Origin of the sequence: Caldovatus aquaticus, from assembly GCF_019458025.1 — a bacterium.
GTDB lineage: Bacteria > Pseudomonadota > Alphaproteobacteria > Acetobacterales > Acetobacteraceae > Caldovatus > Caldovatus aquaticus.
In genome coordinates this window covers 19,941-34,920 of record NZ_JAHZUY010000022.1, presented here as the reverse complement: position 1 = coordinate 34,920, position 14,980 = coordinate 19,941, and the positions used below count along the sequence as shown (strand labels likewise).

The 14,980-nt window shown below is 76.0% G+C and carries 14 protein-coding genes and 1 tRNA gene; 10 read left to right on the top strand and 5 right to left on the bottom strand.

Annotated features, from left to right (window positions below; all coding sequences use genetic code 11):
• The first annotated feature begins 11 nt into the window (after positions 1-11).
• The 4 genes from K1J50_RS09965 to K1J50_RS09950 all read left to right on the top strand — a co-directional run bounded on the left by K1J50_RS09965 (position 12) and on the right by K1J50_RS09950 (position 4,182).
• Positions 12-1,166, top strand: coding sequence for a Gfo/Idh/MocA family protein (locus K1J50_RS09965; RefSeq protein ID WP_220117565.1), 1,155 nt, complete (start codon positions 12-14; stop codon positions 1,164-1,166).
• 5 nt (positions 1,167-1,171) lie between these two features.
• Positions 1,172-2,332: a dihydrodipicolinate synthase family protein gene (locus K1J50_RS09960; RefSeq protein ID WP_220117564.1), complete on the top strand. Its 1,161-nt coding sequence runs from the start codon at positions 1,172-1,174 to the stop codon at positions 2,330-2,332.
• Positions 2,333-2,335: 3 nt separating this feature from the next.
• Positions 2,336-3,145, top strand: a complete 810-nt coding sequence (locus K1J50_RS09955) for a sugar phosphate isomerase/epimerase family protein (RefSeq protein WP_220117563.1) — start codon at positions 2,336-2,338, stop codon at positions 3,143-3,145.
• Between the two features lie 65 nt (positions 3,146-3,210).
• Positions 3,211-4,182, top strand: a complete 972-nt coding sequence (locus K1J50_RS09950) for a Bug family tripartite tricarboxylate transporter substrate binding protein (RefSeq protein ID WP_220117562.1) — start codon at positions 3,211-3,213, stop codon at positions 4,180-4,182.
• Here K1J50_RS09950 and K1J50_RS09945 read toward each other — a convergent pair.
• The 3 genes from K1J50_RS09945 to K1J50_RS09935 are packed head-to-tail and all read right to left on the bottom strand — an operon-like array spanning position 4,169 to position 7,496.
• Positions 4,169-5,632 (bottom strand): enolase C-terminal domain-like protein, encoded by a 1,464-nt coding sequence (locus tag K1J50_RS09945; RefSeq protein WP_220117561.1) that lies wholly within the window; start codon positions 5,630-5,632, stop codon positions 4,169-4,171. The genes K1J50_RS09950 and K1J50_RS09945 overlap by 14 nt on opposite strands.
• A complete protein-coding gene (locus K1J50_RS09940) occupies positions 5,629-6,456 on the bottom strand; it encodes a sugar phosphate isomerase/epimerase family protein (RefSeq protein ID WP_220117560.1) in 828 nt (275 codons plus the stop codon). Before K1J50_RS09940 ends, K1J50_RS09945 begins: the two co-directional genes overlap by 4 nt.
• Positions 6,456-7,496 carry a Gfo/Idh/MocA family protein gene (locus tag K1J50_RS09935; RefSeq protein WP_220117559.1) on the bottom strand — a complete coding sequence of 347 codons (1,041 nt, stop codon included), beginning with the start codon at positions 7,494-7,496 and terminating at the stop codon, positions 6,456-6,458. Before K1J50_RS09935 ends, K1J50_RS09940 begins: the two co-directional genes overlap by 1 nt.
• Positions 7,497-7,652: 156 nt before the next feature.
• Here K1J50_RS09935 and K1J50_RS09930 point away from each other — a divergent pair, with 156 nt between their 5' ends.
• The 5 genes from K1J50_RS09930 (at position 7,653) to K1J50_RS09910 (ending at position 12,458) form a co-directional block, all read left to right on the top strand.
• Complete coding sequence (locus K1J50_RS09930; protein WP_220117558.1) at positions 7,653-8,513, top strand: GNAT family N-acetyltransferase; 861 nt, start codon at positions 7,653-7,655, stop codon at positions 8,511-8,513.
• A gap of 95 nt (positions 8,514-8,608) precedes the next feature.
• Complete coding sequence (locus tag K1J50_RS09925) at positions 8,609-9,631, top strand: tripartite tricarboxylate transporter substrate binding protein (RefSeq protein WP_220117557.1); 1,023 nt, start codon at positions 8,609-8,611, stop codon at positions 9,629-9,631.
• Entirely contained in the window at positions 9,628-10,182 is a 555-nt protein-coding gene (locus K1J50_RS09920; protein ID WP_220117556.1) for a tripartite tricarboxylate transporter TctB family protein, read from the top strand. Before K1J50_RS09925 ends, K1J50_RS09920 begins: the two co-directional genes overlap by 4 nt.
• Positions 10,183-10,191: 9 nt before the next feature.
• On the top strand, positions 10,192-11,718 hold the full coding sequence (locus tag K1J50_RS09915) for a tripartite tricarboxylate transporter permease (RefSeq protein ID WP_255575154.1): 1,527 nt from the start codon (positions 10,192-10,194) through the stop codon (positions 11,716-11,718).
• 77 nt (positions 11,719-11,795) lie between these two features.
• Positions 11,796-12,458 carry a dienelactone hydrolase family protein gene (locus K1J50_RS09910; RefSeq protein WP_220117555.1) on the top strand — a complete coding sequence of 221 codons (663 nt, stop codon included), beginning with the start codon at positions 11,796-11,798 and terminating at the stop codon, positions 12,456-12,458.
• 69 nt (positions 12,459-12,527) lie between these two features.
• On the opposite strand, the gene K1J50_RS09905 is transcribed toward K1J50_RS09910, so the two are convergent.
• Positions 12,528-12,613: transfer RNA gene (locus tag K1J50_RS09905), tRNA-Leu, on the bottom strand.
• Between the two features lie 26 nt (positions 12,614-12,639).
• Here K1J50_RS09905 and lipB point away from each other — a divergent pair.
• A complete protein-coding gene (gene lipB / locus K1J50_RS09900; RefSeq protein WP_220117554.1) occupies positions 12,640-13,326 on the top strand; it encodes a lipoyl(octanoyl) transferase LipB in 687 nt (228 codons plus the stop codon).
• Between the two features lie 101 nt (positions 13,327-13,427).
• On the opposite strand, the gene K1J50_RS09895 is transcribed toward lipB, so the two are convergent.
• Positions 13,428-14,858: a DEAD/DEAH box helicase gene (locus tag K1J50_RS09895; RefSeq protein ID WP_220117553.1), complete on the bottom strand. Its 1,431-nt coding sequence runs from the start codon at positions 14,856-14,858 to the stop codon at positions 13,428-13,430.
• Positions 14,859-14,980 lie beyond the last annotated feature (122 nt).

Sequence of the window (14,980 nt, the reverse complement as noted above, 5' to 3'; positions counted from 1 at the left end):
GAACCCGACGCATGGCGGAGCGCCGCATCGGCATCATCATGCATGGCGTGACCGGGCGCATGGGGACGAACCAGCACCTCGTCCGCTCCATCGCCGCGATCCGCGCCGACGGCGGCGTGCCGCTCGCCGACGGCGACCGGCTGATGCCCGACCCGATCCTGGTCGGGCGCAACCGCGAGAAGCTGGAGGCGCTGGCGAAGGCGCACGGCATCGCGCGCGTCTCGACCGACCTCGACGCCGCGCTCGCCGACCCGCGCGATGCGGTGTTCTTCGACGCCGCCACCACCCGGATGCGCGCCGGGCTGCTGCGCAAGGCGATCGCCGCCGGCAAGCACGTCTATTGCGAGAAGCCGAGCGCGGACAACCTCGCGGACGCGCTCGAGGTCGCCCGCCTCGCGCGCCGGGCGGGGGTGAAGAACGGCGTGGTGCAGGACAAGCTGTTCCTGCCCGGCCTGCGCAAGCTGAAGCTGGTGATCGACTCCGGCTTCCTCGGCCGCATCTGCGCGGTGAAGGGGGAGTTCGGCTACTGGGTGTTCGAGGGCGACCTGCAGCCGGCGCAGCGGCCCTCCTGGAACTACAGGAAGGCCGAGGGCGGCGGCATCATCCTCGACATGCTCTGCCACTGGCGCTACGTGCTCGACAACCTGTTCGGCGAGGTGCGCGCCGTCTCCTGCCTCGGCGCCACCCACATCCCGGAGCGGGTGGACGAACAGGGGCGGCGCTACAGGGCCGACGCCGACGACGCCGCCTACGCCACCTTCGAGCTCGCCGGCGGCATCGTCGCCCAGATCAACTCCTCCTGGGTGACGCGCGTGCGGCGCGACGACCTCGCCGTGTTCCAGGTGGACGGCACGCACGGCAGCGCGGTGGCCGGCCTGCAGAAGTGCTGGACGCAGAGCCGGGTCAACACCCCGAAGCCGGTCTGGAACCCGGACGTGCCGCAGACCATCGACTTCTTCGCCGGCTGGCAGGAGGTGCCGGACACCGAGGCCTACCCCAACGGCTTCCGCGCCCAGTGGGAGCTGTTCCTGCGCCACGTCGCGGGCGAGGTGGCGGAGTTCCCGTGGGACCTGCTGGCGGGCGCCAAGGGCGTGCAGCTCGCCGAGGCCGGGCTGCAGAGCTGGCGCGAGCGGCGCTGGATCGACCTGCCGCGGCTGGAGGCCTGAACGCCATGCCGACGATCGCCCTGCCGACCGCGGACCGCCGCCTCGTCCCCTTCGCCACGAGCGCGCCGCGCGAGTTCCCGCGCGCGACGCCGCCCTTCCCGCGCGTCGCCCTCGCCGCGGCGCACGTGGTGGCCGACCCGCTCGCCGAGCAGGACCCCTGGCTCGACGTGCGCATCGACTGGGAGCGCACCGTCGCCTACCGGCGCTACCTCTGGTCGCTCGGCCTCGGCGTCGCCGAGGCGATGGACACCGCGCAGCGCGGCATGGGCCTCGACTGGGAGGGGGCGAAGGAGCTGATCCGCCGCTCGCTCGAGGCGGCGCGCGACACCCCGGGGGCGGTGATCTTCTCCGGCGCCGGCACCGACCATCTCGCCCCCGGCCCCGAGGTCACGCTCGACGACGTGATCCGCGCCTACGAGGAGCAGTGCGGGGCGATCGAGGCGATGGGCGGGCGCATCGTCCTGATGGCCTCGCGCGCCCTGGTGCGGGCGGCGCGCGGCCCGGCCGACTACGAGCGCGTCTACGGCCGCATCCTCTCGCAGCTCCGCGCGCCGGCGATCATCCACTGGCTCGGCGAGATGTTCGACCCCGCGCTCGAGGGCTACTGGGGCAGCCGCGACCACTGGCAGGCGATGGAGACCGCGCTCGCCGTCATCCACGCCAACGCGGCGAAGGTGGAGGGGGTGAAGATCTCCCTCCTCGACAAGGACAAGGAGATCGCCATGCGCCGCCGCCTGCCCAAGGGCGTGCGCATGTACACCGGCGACGACTTCCACTACGCCGAGCTGATCGCCGGCGACGAGCACGGCCATTCCGACGCGCTGCTCGGCATCTTCGATCCGATCGCGCCGGCGGTGGGGGGGGCGCTGGCGGCGCTGTCGCGCAACGACCTCGCGGCCTTCCACGCGATCCTGGCGCCGACCGTGCCGCTCTCGCGCCACATCTTCCGCGCGCCGACCCGCTTCTACAAGACCGGCGTCGTGTTCCTCGCCTGGCTCAACGGGCACCAGGACCACTTCGTGATGGTCGGCGGGCAGCAGTCGGCGCGCTCGATCCTGCACTTCGCCGAGCTGTTCCGCCTCGCCGACGCCGCCGGCCTGCTGCGCGACCCGGATCTCGCCGTGGCGCGGATGCGCCACCTGCTCGCCCTGCACGGCGTCGCCTGAGCCATGCTGCCGCTCTCGCTCAACACCGTCACCGTGCGCGAGCGCTGGTCGCTCGCCGAGTGCATCGAGGGCTGCGCGCGCCACGGCATCCCCGGCATCGCGCCCTGGCGCGACAAGCTCGCCGAGATGGGCCTCGCGCGCGCCGCACGGCAGATCCGCGACGCCGGCCTCGCCGTCACCGGCCTCTGCCGCGGCGGCATGTTCCCGGCCGCCGACGCCGCCGGCCGCGCCGCCGCGATCGAGGACAACCGCCGCGCCATCGCCGAGGCGCACGCGCTCGGCGCCGCCTGCCTCGTCGTCATCGGCGGCGGGCTGCCGCCCGGTTCCAAGGACCTGCCCGGCGCGCGCGAGATGGTGCGCGAGGGCCTGCACGCGATCCTGCCCGAGGCGCGCGCCGCCGGCGTGGCGCTCGCGCTCGAGCCGCTGCACCCGATGACCTGCGCCGACCGCTCGGTGCTCTCGACCCTCGCCCAGGCGCTCGACCTCTGCGACGAGCTGGGCGAGGGCGCGGGCGTGGCGGTGGACTGCTACCACGTCTGGTGGGACCCGGACGTCGCGCGCCAGATCGCCCGCGCCGGGCGGCGCATCCTCGGCTTCCACGCCTGCGACTGGCTGGTGCCGACCACCGACCTCGTCTTCGACCGCGGCATGCCGGGCGACGGCGTGATCGACATCCCGGCCCTGCGCCGCATGGTGGAGGGCGCCGGCTATGCCGGCTTCCTGGAGATCGAGCTGCTCTCGCGCCGCTGGTGGGCCGAGGACCCGGACCACGTGCTGCGCGTGATGAAGGAGCGGCACCGGAGCGCCTGCTGAGGCGCGCCGCCGCCTGGACGCGAGGCCCCGCTTCGGGGATAGGAGGGGCGCCAGGAGAACGCCGCATGATCCGCCGCCGCACGCTGCTCGCCGCCGCGCCGCTCGCGCCCGGCCTCGCCCTCGCCCAGCCCGCCGTCTGGGCGCCGACCCGCCCGATCCGCTTCGTCGTCCCCTACGCCGCCGGCGGCAGCACCGACGTCGCCACCCGCATCCTCGCCGACCGCATGGCGGAGCTCCTCGGCCAGAGCGTGGTGGTCGAGAACCGCGGCGGTTCGGGCGGCAACATCGGCGGCGAGCTGGCGGCGCGCGCCGAGCCGGACGGGCACACGCTGCTGATGGCGGGCACCGGCCTGCTCACCACCAACCCCCACATCTACCGCTCCATGCCCTTCGACCCGGCGAGGGACCTGGCGCCGGTCTCCCTCGCCTACACCTCCGACATGGTGATCGTCGTCCACCCCGGCGTGCCCGCGCGCACGCTGGCGGAGTTCGTGGCGCTGGCGAAGGCGCGGCCGGGCGCGTTCTCCTTCGGCTCGTCCGGGCACGGCGCCTCCACCCACACCGCGACCGAGCTGTTCAAGATCGCCGCCGGCATCGACCTGCTGCACGTGCCCTACCGCGGCAGCGGCGCCGCCATGAACGACCTGGTGGCCGGCACCATCCAGATGATGCTGCTGCAGATCGCGGGCGCGGTCGGCAACATCCGCGCCGGCCAGGTGCGGGCGCTGGCCGTCACCGGGCCGCGCCGCCATCCGCTGCTGCCCGAGGTGCCGAGCATCGCCGAGGCCGGATGGCCGGAAGCGGTCGCCACCTCCTGGGGCGCGGTGATGACCGCGGCCGGCACGCCGGAGCCGGCGATCCGCCGCCTCAACCAGGCGGTGCGGCAGGCGCTCGAGTCGGAGCGGGTGCAGGAGCGGTTCCGCAGCGTCGGCGTGGACGGCGCCTCCTCCACGCCCGAGGAGCTCGCCGGGTTCCTCCGCGCCGAGCGCGAGAAGTGGGGCCGCGTCGTGCGCGAGGCGCGGATCAGGGTGGAGTAGCGGCGCCGCCGCCGGCGGGGGGCGGCCACGCCGCGCGCGGCATCTCCTCCATCGCCGCATAGTCCGGCTCGACGCTCGCCCCGAGGCCGGGCGTGTCGAGCGAATCGAGCGCCAGCATCCCGTCGCGGATCGCAAGGCGCGGCCCGCGCGGCGTCGCCGCGTAGAGGTCCGGGTGCGCGGCGAGGAAGCGCGCCGCCTCCGCCGCCGGCCGGCCGGCGAAGCCGTCCACGAAGTGGTGGCCGTTGCGCTCGACGTGGTTGAGGCCGAGCAGCGCCACCAGGGCGAGGTCCTGCTGCACGCACACCCCGGCGAGCGTCGTCAGGTCCTCGGCGCTCAGGAAGAACCGCTCGCCGCGCTCGGCCGCGTTCCACGCCCGGCAGCGCGCGAGGTTGACCAGCGACCGCCACACCCCCTTGCACGCCTTGCTCGACACCCCGGCATAGCCGAGCGCGCGCGCGCGCACGAAGGCGTCGAGCTCGCCGTCGCTCTCGTCGATGATCACCGGCCGGGCGGCGGCGAGCGTGGCGATGCCGGTCGCGAGCGCCTGCGCCCGCTTCACCGGCTGCTCGATGAACAGGATCGCCGCGCGGAGCCGCGCCAGCCGCGGCTCCGCCTCGATCGCCCGCCACAGCGCGAGCGCGCCCTCCGCGTCGGCGTACTGCTCGTTGCCGTCGAGCGTCGCGTAGTAGGCGCCGGGCAGGCGGTCGAGCACCGCGGCGATGCGCGCAAGCCGCTCCACGTCGGCCGCCGCGTCGCCGCCGACCTTCAGCTTGAAGTAGCGGTGGCGGTAGGCGGCGACCACCTCCTCCAGCGTCTCCGGCAGGCCGTCGCCGACGCGCTCCGCCTGGTCGGCGGCGGTGATCGGGTCCACGAGGCCGACCGTGTGCCGCGCATGCACCCGCCGCAGCGGCGCGAGGCCCGCGAGCATCGCCGCGAAGTCGAAGCCGGCGAGGTCGGGGATGACGGGGTGCGGCGCCATGCCGCCGATGTTGGCGCGCATCCCGGCCCAGAAGCTCGCGCCGTGCAGCTTGAGCAGCGCATCGAGCGCGGCGCGGTCCACCAGCGCGCGGCCGTAGCTCGCCACCAGCGGGTTCAGCCCCTCGCGCGCGCAGGCGGCGACCTGGTCGGCGTAGGCGTCGGCGAAGTGCCCGAAGGCGGTGTTGGCGCCGGCGGCGAGCGAGGCCTCGCCCGCGATCTCCAGCGCGCGGCGGAGCTGGTGCTCGTTCTGCGCGTCGGTCCAGCGCGGGTCCTTGTCGAACCACTTGGCGGCGAGCGTCTCGGCCGCCACGCCCCAGCCCTCGCGCCCGTCCTCGGTGCGGATGCGCGCGCGCACCACCGCCTGGCGGCCGTGCGTGACGGTGACGACGCCGAAGCGGAAGGGCAGGCGCAGGCGGAACGGCCATTCGCGCCGCTCGATGGCGAGGATGCGGAAGCGCGGGGCGGCGGTCATGCGGCGGGCTCCCCTTCCTGCAGGCCGCGCAGGTAGCCGATGGCGCGCGCGGCGCAGGTCGGCCCGTCGGGCAGGTACTCGAACGGCTCCACCGCGCAGTCGCCGGCGTAGCCGGCGCGGCGCAGCGCGGCGAGGATCGGCCCGAAGCGGTCGGCGCCCTGGCCCGGGGCGCGGCGGTTGCGGTCGTTCAGGTGCACATGCGCGATCAGGCCGGTCGGCACCCAGCGTTCGAGCAGCGCCGCCGCCGGCTCCGCCTCGCCGTTGCCGGCGGCGCAGACGTCGAGCATGGTGCGCAGGCCCGGCACGCCGAGGCGCCGCACCACCGCCGCCGCCTCGGCGACGGTCGTCACCCAGTTGGTCTCGCGCGGCGCCAGCGGCTCGAGGCAGTAGGTCAGGCCGGCGCGCGCCGCCCACTCGCCGGCGCGCGCCATCGCCTCCTCGGCCCGCGCCGCGTCGTCCGGCCCCGCCACGCGCCGCTGCGCCGGCGAGCCGTGCACCAGCAGCCGCGCGCCGAGGTCGGCGGCCAGCCCGATCAGCCGCTCGATCACCTCGAGCGTGCGCGCGCGCACCGCCGGATCGGCGCTGGTGATGGAGAGGCCCGGCGGCGCCACCAGCAGCCAGTGCAGCGAGGTGATGGCGAGGCCCGCCTCCTGCGCCGTCCGCCGCAGCTCGGCGCGCCGCGCCGCGGGCAGGAGATGCGGCGCCTCGCGGTCGAGGGTGAAGGGGGCGATCTCGATGCCGTCGTAGCCGAGCGCGGCGGCGAGCGCGCATTGCCGCGCGAAGGGCAGCACCGCCACCACCTCGTTGCAGAGCGCGATGCGCATCACGCCTCCTCCACCGCCACCGCCCGTCCTTCTTGCGCCGAGCGGCGCGCCGCGTCCAGCACCAGGGCCGGGAGCAGCGCGCCGGCGCGCAGATCGGCCTCCGGCGCGCGGCGGGCGGCGAGGCAGTCGAGGAAGGCGGCGAGTTCCGCCGCCACCACCTGCACCGGACCGGCCGCCGGCGCCGCCACCGTCTCGGCCGGCGCGTGCTCCGGCACGAAGGCGCCGCCCGCGGCCGGGCGGTGGCGGCCGCGGCGCAGCCGGAAGGTCTCGGCGGCGAAGTCCACCTCGGCGAGCGCGGCGCTGCCGGCGACGGCGATCTCCTTGCGCGTCTCGGCGCCGGGCACCACGGCATCCGGCCAGCGGCCGGGCAGCACGCAGCCGGCCTCGATCAGCCCGAGCGCGCCGTCGGCGAAGCGGAGCTGCAGCACGGCGAGATCCTCGCGCCCGCGCCCGAGCGGATCGGCGAGCTGGGCGAACACCCGCGCCACCGGCGCCCCGGCGAGCCAGGGCAGGAGGTCGGCGAAATGCACCGCGTCGTTGAGCAGCGCCCCGGAATCGCCGCGCGCGCGCTTGAGGCCGGAGAACCGCCCCGCCAGCCAGTGCAGGCGGCCGAACGCGCCCTCCGCGATCAGCGCGCGCAGCGCCCGCGCCTTGGGGTGGCTGCGGAAGTAGAGGCCGACCTGCACGATCCGTCCCCGCTCCGCGGCGAGGCGGAGCAGCGCCCGCGCCTCCTCCGCCCGCTCCACCGCCGGTTTCTCGAGGAACAGGTCGCGCCCGGCGCGGAGCACCGTCGCGGCGAGCGCGGCGTGGGTCGGGACCGGGGTGGCGAGGATGACGGCGTCGCAGGCGGCGAGCCCGGCCTCCAGGCCGGCGGCGAGGCGGAGCCACGGGAACGCCGCGCGGGCGGCGGTCGCCGCCGCCGGATCGGGATCGAACCCCAGCACCCGCGGCGCCAGGCCGAGCGCGGCGAGCGCGGCGAGGTGCACGCGCCCGAAGGCGCCGCAGCCGAGCAGCAGAAGACGCGGCGCATCGGCCGGCATGGCGCCGAGTGGAGGGCGCGCCCCGGCCGGCGTCAAGCCCGCCGCCCGCGGCCCCGGCGCCCGGCCGGCGCGTCGGCGCGGCATGGCCGGGCGAGGACGGCGGCGCGCCGGCCGCCGCTTGACGCGCCGCCGCGCGCCGCCGAGCGTCGCCGCGCCATGCCCGCCTTCCGCCCGCTTGCCGCCGCCGACCTGCCGCGCGCCGCCGCGCTCTCCGCCCTCGCCGGCTGGAACCAGACCGCCGCCGACTGGGCGCTGTTCCTGCGCGAGGGGGAGGTGCGCGCGCTCGACGACGGCGACCCCGCGGCGCTCGCCGCCACCGCCGCGATCCTTCCCTACGGCGCCGAGGTCGCCTGGATCGCCATGGTGCTGGTGCGCCCGGACCGGCGCCGCCAGGGCCTCGCCACCGCGCTGATGCGCTGGGCGGTCGCGGCGCTCGCCGGCGTGCCCTGCGTCGGGCTCGACGCCACCCCGGCCGGGCGCGAGGTCTATCGCCGCCTCGGCTTCCGCGACGCCTGGGGCTTCCGCCGCTGGGCGCTGCCCGCGGCGCTGCCGCGGGAGCCCGGCGTGGCGCTGCGCCCGCTGCGGGAGGCGGACTGGCCGGCGCTGCTCGCCCTCGACGCCGCCGCCTTCGGCGCGCCGCGCGCGGCGCTGCTGCGCGACTTCGCGGCGCGGCTGCCGCAGGCGGCGTGGGTCGCGCCGGATGCGGCCGATGCGCCGCGCGGCTTCATCCTCGGGCGCGAGGGCCTGCGCGCGCCGCAGCTCGGCCCCCTGCTGGCGCCGGATGCGGCGACGGCGCGCGCGCTCCTCGCCGCCGCCCTCGCCGCGCTGCCGCCGGCCGCGCCCGGCGCGCCGCGCGCGCTCGCCGACCTGCGCGACGCCGCCGCCGGCATCGCCGCCTGGTGCGCCGCGCACGGCGCGACCGCGCAACGGCCCTTCACCCGCATGGTGCTGGGACGCACCACCCCGCCCGGCGATCCGGCGCCGCTGATCGCCCTCGCCGGGCCGGAATTCGGCTGATCGGCGTGCCTTGACGCCTGCGCGCAGGGCGCCGCACCATCCGCGCCACCAGCGGGTCGCCCGCCCGCCGCAACGGGCCTTCGAGGGAGGCGAAGATGCAACGCAGGGAATTCCTCGCAGCGACCGCCGCCGCGCTCGCCGGGGTGGCGCCGGCGCGGGCCGGGGCGCAGCCGCTGCCGAACCTCCCCTGGCGGCCGGAGCGGCCGGTGACGATCATCGTCCCCTGGGCCGCCGGCGGCAGCACCGACCAGATGGCGCGCATCGTCGCCGCCGAGCTCGAGGCCGCGATCGGCCAGCGCTTCGTGGTGGTGAACCAGCCCGGCGCCTCCGGCTCGATCGGCACCCGCAACGCGCTCGAGGCGCCGCGCGACGGCCTCACCTGGGCCGCCGGCGCGGCGGTGGACGTCGGCTGCTACAAGGTGCTCGGCCTGCTCGACACCGAGCTCAAGGACTGGCACCTGTTCTTCGCCGTCGCCAACGTCAATATCGTCGTCGCCAACCCGAACAGCGGCTTCCGCGACTTCGGCCAGCTGCTGGAGGCGCTGAAGGCGCGCGGCCAGTCCATCGGCATCTCCACCGCCGGCGTCTCCTCGGCCGGGCACAATTTCATGGAGGCGATCCGCGCCGCGACCGGTATCCAGTACCGCCACGCCACCTACGACGGCGGCGCGCCGGCCACCGTCGCCGCCGTCTCGGGCGAGGTGCCGGTGGGCGCCGTGCTGCTGGTCGAGGCGGCGGAGATGATCAAGGCGCGGCGCCTGATCCCGCTCGCCGTGCAGGCCGAGCAGCCGGTGACGCTCGCGGGCTACGGCGAGATCCCCTCGATCCGCCGCTGGATCCCGGACATCCCGGCGCCGCTCAACTATTTCGGCATCTGGACGCCGAAGGGCGTGCCGGAGCCGGTGATCCAGACCATGACGCGGGTGTGGGAGGAGCGCATCGCGAACTCGCAGCGCCTCAAGGACTACGCGGCACAGCGCGCGGCGCTGTTCACGCCGCTCCATGGCCAGCGGGCCTACGACGAGGCGTGGAAGATGGTGCGCCAGACCGCCTGGCTCTACTACGACGGCGGCAAGGCGCGGATCTCGCCCGACACGATCGGAATCCAGCGGCTTTGAGCGGCAGCGACCCGGCGGCGCCGGAGGTCCACTCCCCCTTCGCCGGCGAGCGGGCGCCGGTCTCGCCGCGCGCCGACCTGCTCGCGGCGGCGGTGCTGCTCGCCTTCGGGCTCGCGGTGCTGGCGCTGTCGCTGCGGATGCCGACCTTCGCCGAGCAGTCGGGCACCGGCCTGACCGCGCCGGGCATCGTGCCGGGCTTCCACGGCACGGTGATCGCGCTGCTCGCGCTCGTGCTCGGCCTGCGCGCGGTGCGGCGCGGCGCGTTGCGCGGCGGCGCGCCGGGCCCGGCCAGGGCGCCGCGGCGGCAGGACGCGCTGCGCCTCTCCGCCGCCGCCGCGCTCGGCACGCTGTATGCCGGGTTCCTGGTCGGGCGGCTGCCCTTCTGGCTCGCGACCGCCCTGTTCGTCTTCGCCTTCACCGCCGGCTTCGAGTGGCCGCGCGGCCCGGCCGGGCGCGGGCGCCGGCTGGCCGAGGCGGCGGCGCTCGGGCTTGGCACCGGATGGGCGGTGCAGCTCGTCTTCGAGGACCTGTTCCTCGTGCGCCTGCCGTGATCGCCGACGATGCTTGACGCGCTCGGCATGCTCGGCGCCGGCTTCGCCCATGTGCTGCAAGGGGGCGCGGCGTTCCACGCGCTGTGGGCGACGCTGGTCGGCATCGTCATCGGCGCCCTGCCCGGGCTGACCGCGACCATGGGGGTGGCGCTGCTCACCACGCTCACCTTCTCGATGGACCACTCGGTGGCGCTGCTGGTGCTGGTCTGCGTCTATGTCGGCGCCATCTACGGCGGCTCGCGCAGCGCGATCCTGCTCAACATCCCCGGCACCCCGGCCTCCGCCGCCTCGACGCTCGACGGCTACCCGCTGGCGCGGCAGGGGCTCGCCGGCCGGGCGATGGGCATCTCCACCTCCGGCTCCTGGCTCGGCACGCTGTTCGGCACGCTGTGCCTCGCGCTGTTCGCCCCCGTGATCGGCGAGTACGCGCTGGAGTTCCAGTCCTACGAGATGTTCTGGGTGGCGATGTTCGGCATCGTCATCGCCGGCTCGCTCTCCGGCGGCGATCCGCTGAAGGGCTACATCGCGGGCTTCCTCGGCCTGTTCGTCGCCACCATCGGGCAGGAGGCGAACCACGCCTATCCGCGCTTCGCCTTCGGCAGCACCGACCTCGCTGGCGGGCTCGGCCTGCTGCCGGTCCTCGTCGGCGTGTTCGGCGTCGCCGAGGTGCTCTCCGCCATGCGCGGTCCGGCGGTGCGGGCGGTGTCCTCGAAGATCGATTCCGTGATCCCCCGCCTGCGCGACGTGCTGCAGTACTGGCGCACCATCCTGCGTTCCGGCGCGATCGGCACCTTCATCGGCGCCATGCCCGGCCTCGGCGAGGACATCGCCGCCTGGACCAGCTACGCCGCCGCCAAGCGCGCGAGCCGCGAGGCGGAGAGGTTCGGCAAGGGCAGCATCGAGGGCCTGATGGCCGCCGAGACGGGCGAGAGCGCCTGCGTCCCCGGCGCCATCATCCCGGTGCTGACCCTCGCCGTCCCCGGCAGCGCGCCGGCGGCGGTGCTGATGGCGGCGATGATGATCCACGGGCTCAACCCGGGCCCGATGCTCGCGATCACCACGCCGGAGTTCATCTACCAGATCGTCGCGATGCTGATCGTCGCCGACATGGTGAAGCTGTTCTACGGCCTGATCCTGGTGCGCCCGCTGCTCTGGGTGCTGCTGATCCCGCGCGAGCGGCTGATGCCGGTGGTGTTCGTGCTGTGCTGCGTCGGGGCCTTCGCCATCACCTCGCGGCTGTTCGACGTCTGGGTGATGCTCGGCGCCGGGCTGGTCGGCTTCGTGCTGCGCGAGCTGCGCTTCCCGATGGCGCCCCTCGTGCTCGGCATCGTGCTCGGCGACCTGCTCGACAAGAACCTGCTGCGCGGGCTGGTGCTCTCGGGCGGCGACGTCACGCCGTTCTTCACGCGGCCGATCAGCGCGGTGCTGGCGGGGCTGGTCGCGCTGATGCTCCTGATGAGCGTCCCCGGCGTGAACGCCCGCCTCGCGCGGGGCGCGCGCGGGCTGTTCGGCGCGCTCCGGCGGCGGCCGGCCTGAGCGGCCGCTGGACCGCGCCGCGCCCGGGTGGCAATGCTCCCCGGCGCGGCCTCGCCGCGCATCGGGAGGGACGAGGGATGCGCATCGAACTCGTGGCGAGCGACGGCCACCGCCTCGGCGCCTGGCGCGCCGGCCCGCCGGCGGCGCGGCGCGCGCTCGTGGTGGTGCAGGAGATCTTCGGCGTCAACCGCCACATGCGCCGCGTCTGCGACGCCTTCGCCGCGGAGGGCTACGCCGTGGTCTGCCCGGCGCTGTTCGACCGGGTGGAGCGCGACGTCGAGCTCGGCTACGAGGCGGCGGACGTCGCCCGCGGCCGCGCGCTGCGCGAGAGGATCGCCCCCGCGCAGGTGATGGCCGACATCGAGGCCGCCGCCGCGGCGCTGCCGGCGGGGGCGAGGCGCGGCATCGTCGGCTACTGCTGGGGCGGCACCGTCGCCTGGTGGGGGGCGACGCGCAGCGACCGCTTCGCCGCCGCCTGCTGCTGGTACGGCGGCGGCATCGCCGCGACCAGGGACGAGACGCCGCGCTGCCCGGTGCAAATGCATTTCGGCGAGCTCGACCAGTCCATCCCGCTGGCGGACGTGGAGGCGATCCGCGCCGCGCAGCCGGGGGTGGAGATCTTCGTCTATCCCGGCGCCGGCCACGGCTTCGGCTGCGAGGAGCGCGCCTCCTACAAGCCCGACGCGGCCGCGCTGGCGCAGCGGCGCACGCTCGACTTCTTCGCCCGGCATCTCGGGTGACCGCCGGCGCCGGGCGCCGCCCGGTCCCGGCCGCCGCGGAGGCGCGGCGCCTCAGGAAGGATGAGGAAGTGGTGCGGTCGAGAAGATTCGAACTTCCACGGGGTTTCCCCCACCAGCACCTCAAGCTGGCGCGTCTACCATTCCGCCACGACCGCTCGCGACAGGCGGGGGCATATAGCCGATGACGGCGCCGGCATCAACGCGCCCCGGCGATCCTGGTGCGGAGCCGGAATGGATTGTCGCCGACGCCCCGGTGCCCTATCCGGAGGCGCTGGCGGCGATGGCGGCCCGGGTGGCGGCGATCCGCGCCGGGGCGGCCGGCGAGCGGGTCTGGCTGCTCGAGCACCCGCCGACCTACACCGCCGGCACCTCTGCCCGGCCGGAGGACCTGCACGACGCGGCCCGGTTCCCGGTGTTCCGCGCCGGCCGCGGCGGGCAGTGGACCTATCACGGGCCGGGCCAGCGCACGGCCTATGTCATGCTCGACCTCGCCCGCCCGCACGGGCGCGTGCCGCCGCGGGACGTGCGCGCCTACGTGCACGCGCTGGAGGAATGGCTGATCCGCGCGCTGGACCGCTTCAACATCCGCGGCGAGCGGCGCGCGGGCCGGGTCGGCATCTGGGTCGCCGACCGCGCCGCGGGGGGCGAGGCGAAGATCGCCGCGATCGGCGTGCGGGTGACGCGCTGGGTCTCCTGGCACGGCGTCGCGCTCAACGTGGACCCCGATCTCTCGCACTTCTCCGGCATCGTCCCCTGCGGCCTCGCCGGGCACGGCGTGACCAGCCTGTGGCGGCTCGGCGTCACGGCGACGATGGAGGAGGCCGACGCCGCGCTGCGGGCGGCGTGGGCGGAGGTGTTCGGGGGGTAGAGCCGATTGTGGAGGGCCGGGGACGGCCGGGCGCGTGGATCCTTCCGGATCGGATCACGCGCCGGCGCCGTCCCGGCGCCCGCGGCCGGGCGAGGAGGGCGCTAGGCCGCTCCCGCCCGCCGCTCGCCGCCTGCCGGCCGCCCGCTGCGGTGCCGGTCGTTGCGCCCACCCCGGCAGAGGCGCGGATCGGGCTCGGCCAGGCCGTCGCGGAAATCGGCGTCGCGCCAGCGGCGGTCCTTCCGGTCCGGTGCCGCTGCGGGAACGGGACGCGTGCGGCCTTCGCGGCTCGGCGCAACGCCGCTGCCTCCCGGTGCCGGCGGCTGCCGCGTCGGCGGTCGCGGCGGGCGGCCGTCCGGCCGCCTCCCGCCGCCGGCGCCCGCCCCAGGGGGGGCGAGCGCCGCGCCGCGCTCCTGCCGCCGGTCCTCGGCGGGCAGGCGCAGGCGGATCAGCCTCTCCACCGCCGCGAGCTTCTCCCGCTCCTCCGGCGCGCAGAGCGCGATCGCGACGCCGGAGGCGCCGGCGCGCGCGGTGCGGCCGATGCGGTGGACGTAGCTCTCCGGCGTGTCCGGCAGGTCGAACTGCACGACATGCGTCACGCCGTCCACGTCGATGCCGCGCGCGGCGATGTCGGTCGCGACCAGCACCGGCGCGCGGCCGGCGCGGAACTCGGCGAGCGCGCGCTCGCGCTGGCCCTGGCTCTTGTTGCCGTGGATCGCGTGGGCGGCGATGCCGTCCTGGCCGAGCTGCTTCACGACGCGGTCCGCGCCGTGCTTGGTGCGGGCGAAGACCAGGGTGCGCCCGACGCCCTCGCCGCGCAGCAGCTCGGCGAGCAGCGCCCGCTTGCGCGCCGCCTCGACGAACAGCACGCGCTGCGCGATGCGCTCGACGGTGGTCGCCGCCGGCGTGACCTCGACCCGGGCGGGGTCGCGCAGGAGGTCGGCGGCGAGGCGCTCGATCTCGCGCGGCATGGTGGCGGAGAAGAACAGCGTCTGCCGGTCCTTCGGCAGGGCGGGCACCAGGCGCCGGATGTCGGGCAGGAAGCCCTGGTCGAGCATCCGGTCCGCCTCGTCGAGGACGAGCACCCGCACCGCGTCGAGCCGCAGCGTGCGCCCGTTCAGGTGGTCGAGCAGCCGCCCCGGCGTGGCGACCACGATGTCCGCCCCGCGCTCGAGCGCGCGCACCTGCGGCCGGTGCGGCACGCCGCCGAAGACGGTGACGACGGACAGGCCGAGATGCCTGCCGTAGGTCTTGAACCCGTCGGCGATCTGGCTGGCGAGCTCGCGCGTCGGGCTCAGCACCAGGGCGCGGCAGCCGCCGCGCGGCGGCCGGCCGGGCGTGGCGGCGAGCCGCTGCAGCAGGGGCAGCGCGAAGGCCGCGGTCTTGCCGGTGCCGGTCTGGGCGATGCCGAGCAGATCTCGGCCCTCGAGCGCGAGCGGGATCGCCTGCGCCTGGATCGGGGTGGGGGAGGCGTAGCCGGCCTCCTCCAGCGCGCGCAGCAGCGGCGCCGAGAGGCCGAGGGAAGGAAAGGACATGAAGGGAGGCGCACTTTCGCGGACGCGCCGCGCGCCGAGCGCACGGGGCGTCATGGGGTTGCAGCGAGAACACCCCGCGTGCCTGGAGCTGTTCCGGTGGATGCCTGGCGACCGGCGCTCCG

Coding starts and splice junctions, on each gene's coding strand:
- K1J50_RS09965 (WP_220117565.1), top strand. CDS start 12: ATGGCGGAGCGCCGCATCGGCATCATCATGCATGGCGTGACCGGGCGC.
- K1J50_RS09960 (WP_220117564.1), top strand. CDS start 1,172: ATGCCGACGATCGCCCTGCCGACCGCGGACCGCCGCCTCGTCCCCTTC.
- K1J50_RS09955 (WP_220117563.1), top strand. CDS start 2,336: ATGCTGCCGCTCTCGCTCAACACCGTCACCGTGCGCGAGCGCTGGTCG.
- K1J50_RS09950 (WP_220117562.1), top strand. CDS start 3,211: ATGATCCGCCGCCGCACGCTGCTCGCCGCCGCGCCGCTCGCGCCCGGC.
- K1J50_RS09945 (WP_220117561.1), bottom strand. CDS start 5,632: ATGACCGCCGCCCCGCGCTTCCGCATCCTCGCCATCGAGCGGCGCGAA.
- K1J50_RS09940 (WP_220117560.1), bottom strand. CDS start 6,456: ATGCGCATCGCGCTCTGCAACGAGGTGGTGGCGGTGCTGCCCTTCGCG.
- K1J50_RS09935 (WP_220117559.1), bottom strand. CDS start 7,496: ATGCCGGCCGATGCGCCGCGTCTTCTGCTGCTCGGCTGCGGCGCCTTC.
- K1J50_RS09930 (WP_220117558.1), top strand. CDS start 7,653: ATGCCCGCCTTCCGCCCGCTTGCCGCCGCCGACCTGCCGCGCGCCGCC.
- K1J50_RS09925 (WP_220117557.1), top strand. CDS start 8,609: ATGCAACGCAGGGAATTCCTCGCAGCGACCGCCGCCGCGCTCGCCGGG.
- K1J50_RS09915 (WP_255575154.1), top strand. CDS start 10,192: ATGCTTGACGCGCTCGGCATGCTCGGCGCCGGCTTCGCCCATGTGCTG.
- K1J50_RS09910 (WP_220117555.1), top strand. CDS start 11,796: ATGCGCATCGAACTCGTGGCGAGCGACGGCCACCGCCTCGGCGCCTGG.
- lipB (WP_220117554.1), top strand. CDS start 12,640: ATGACGGCGCCGGCATCAACGCGCCCCGGCGATCCTGGTGCGGAGCCG.
- K1J50_RS09895 (WP_220117553.1), bottom strand. CDS start 14,858: ATGTCCTTTCCTTCCCTCGGCCTCTCGGCGCCGCTGCTGCGCGCGCTG.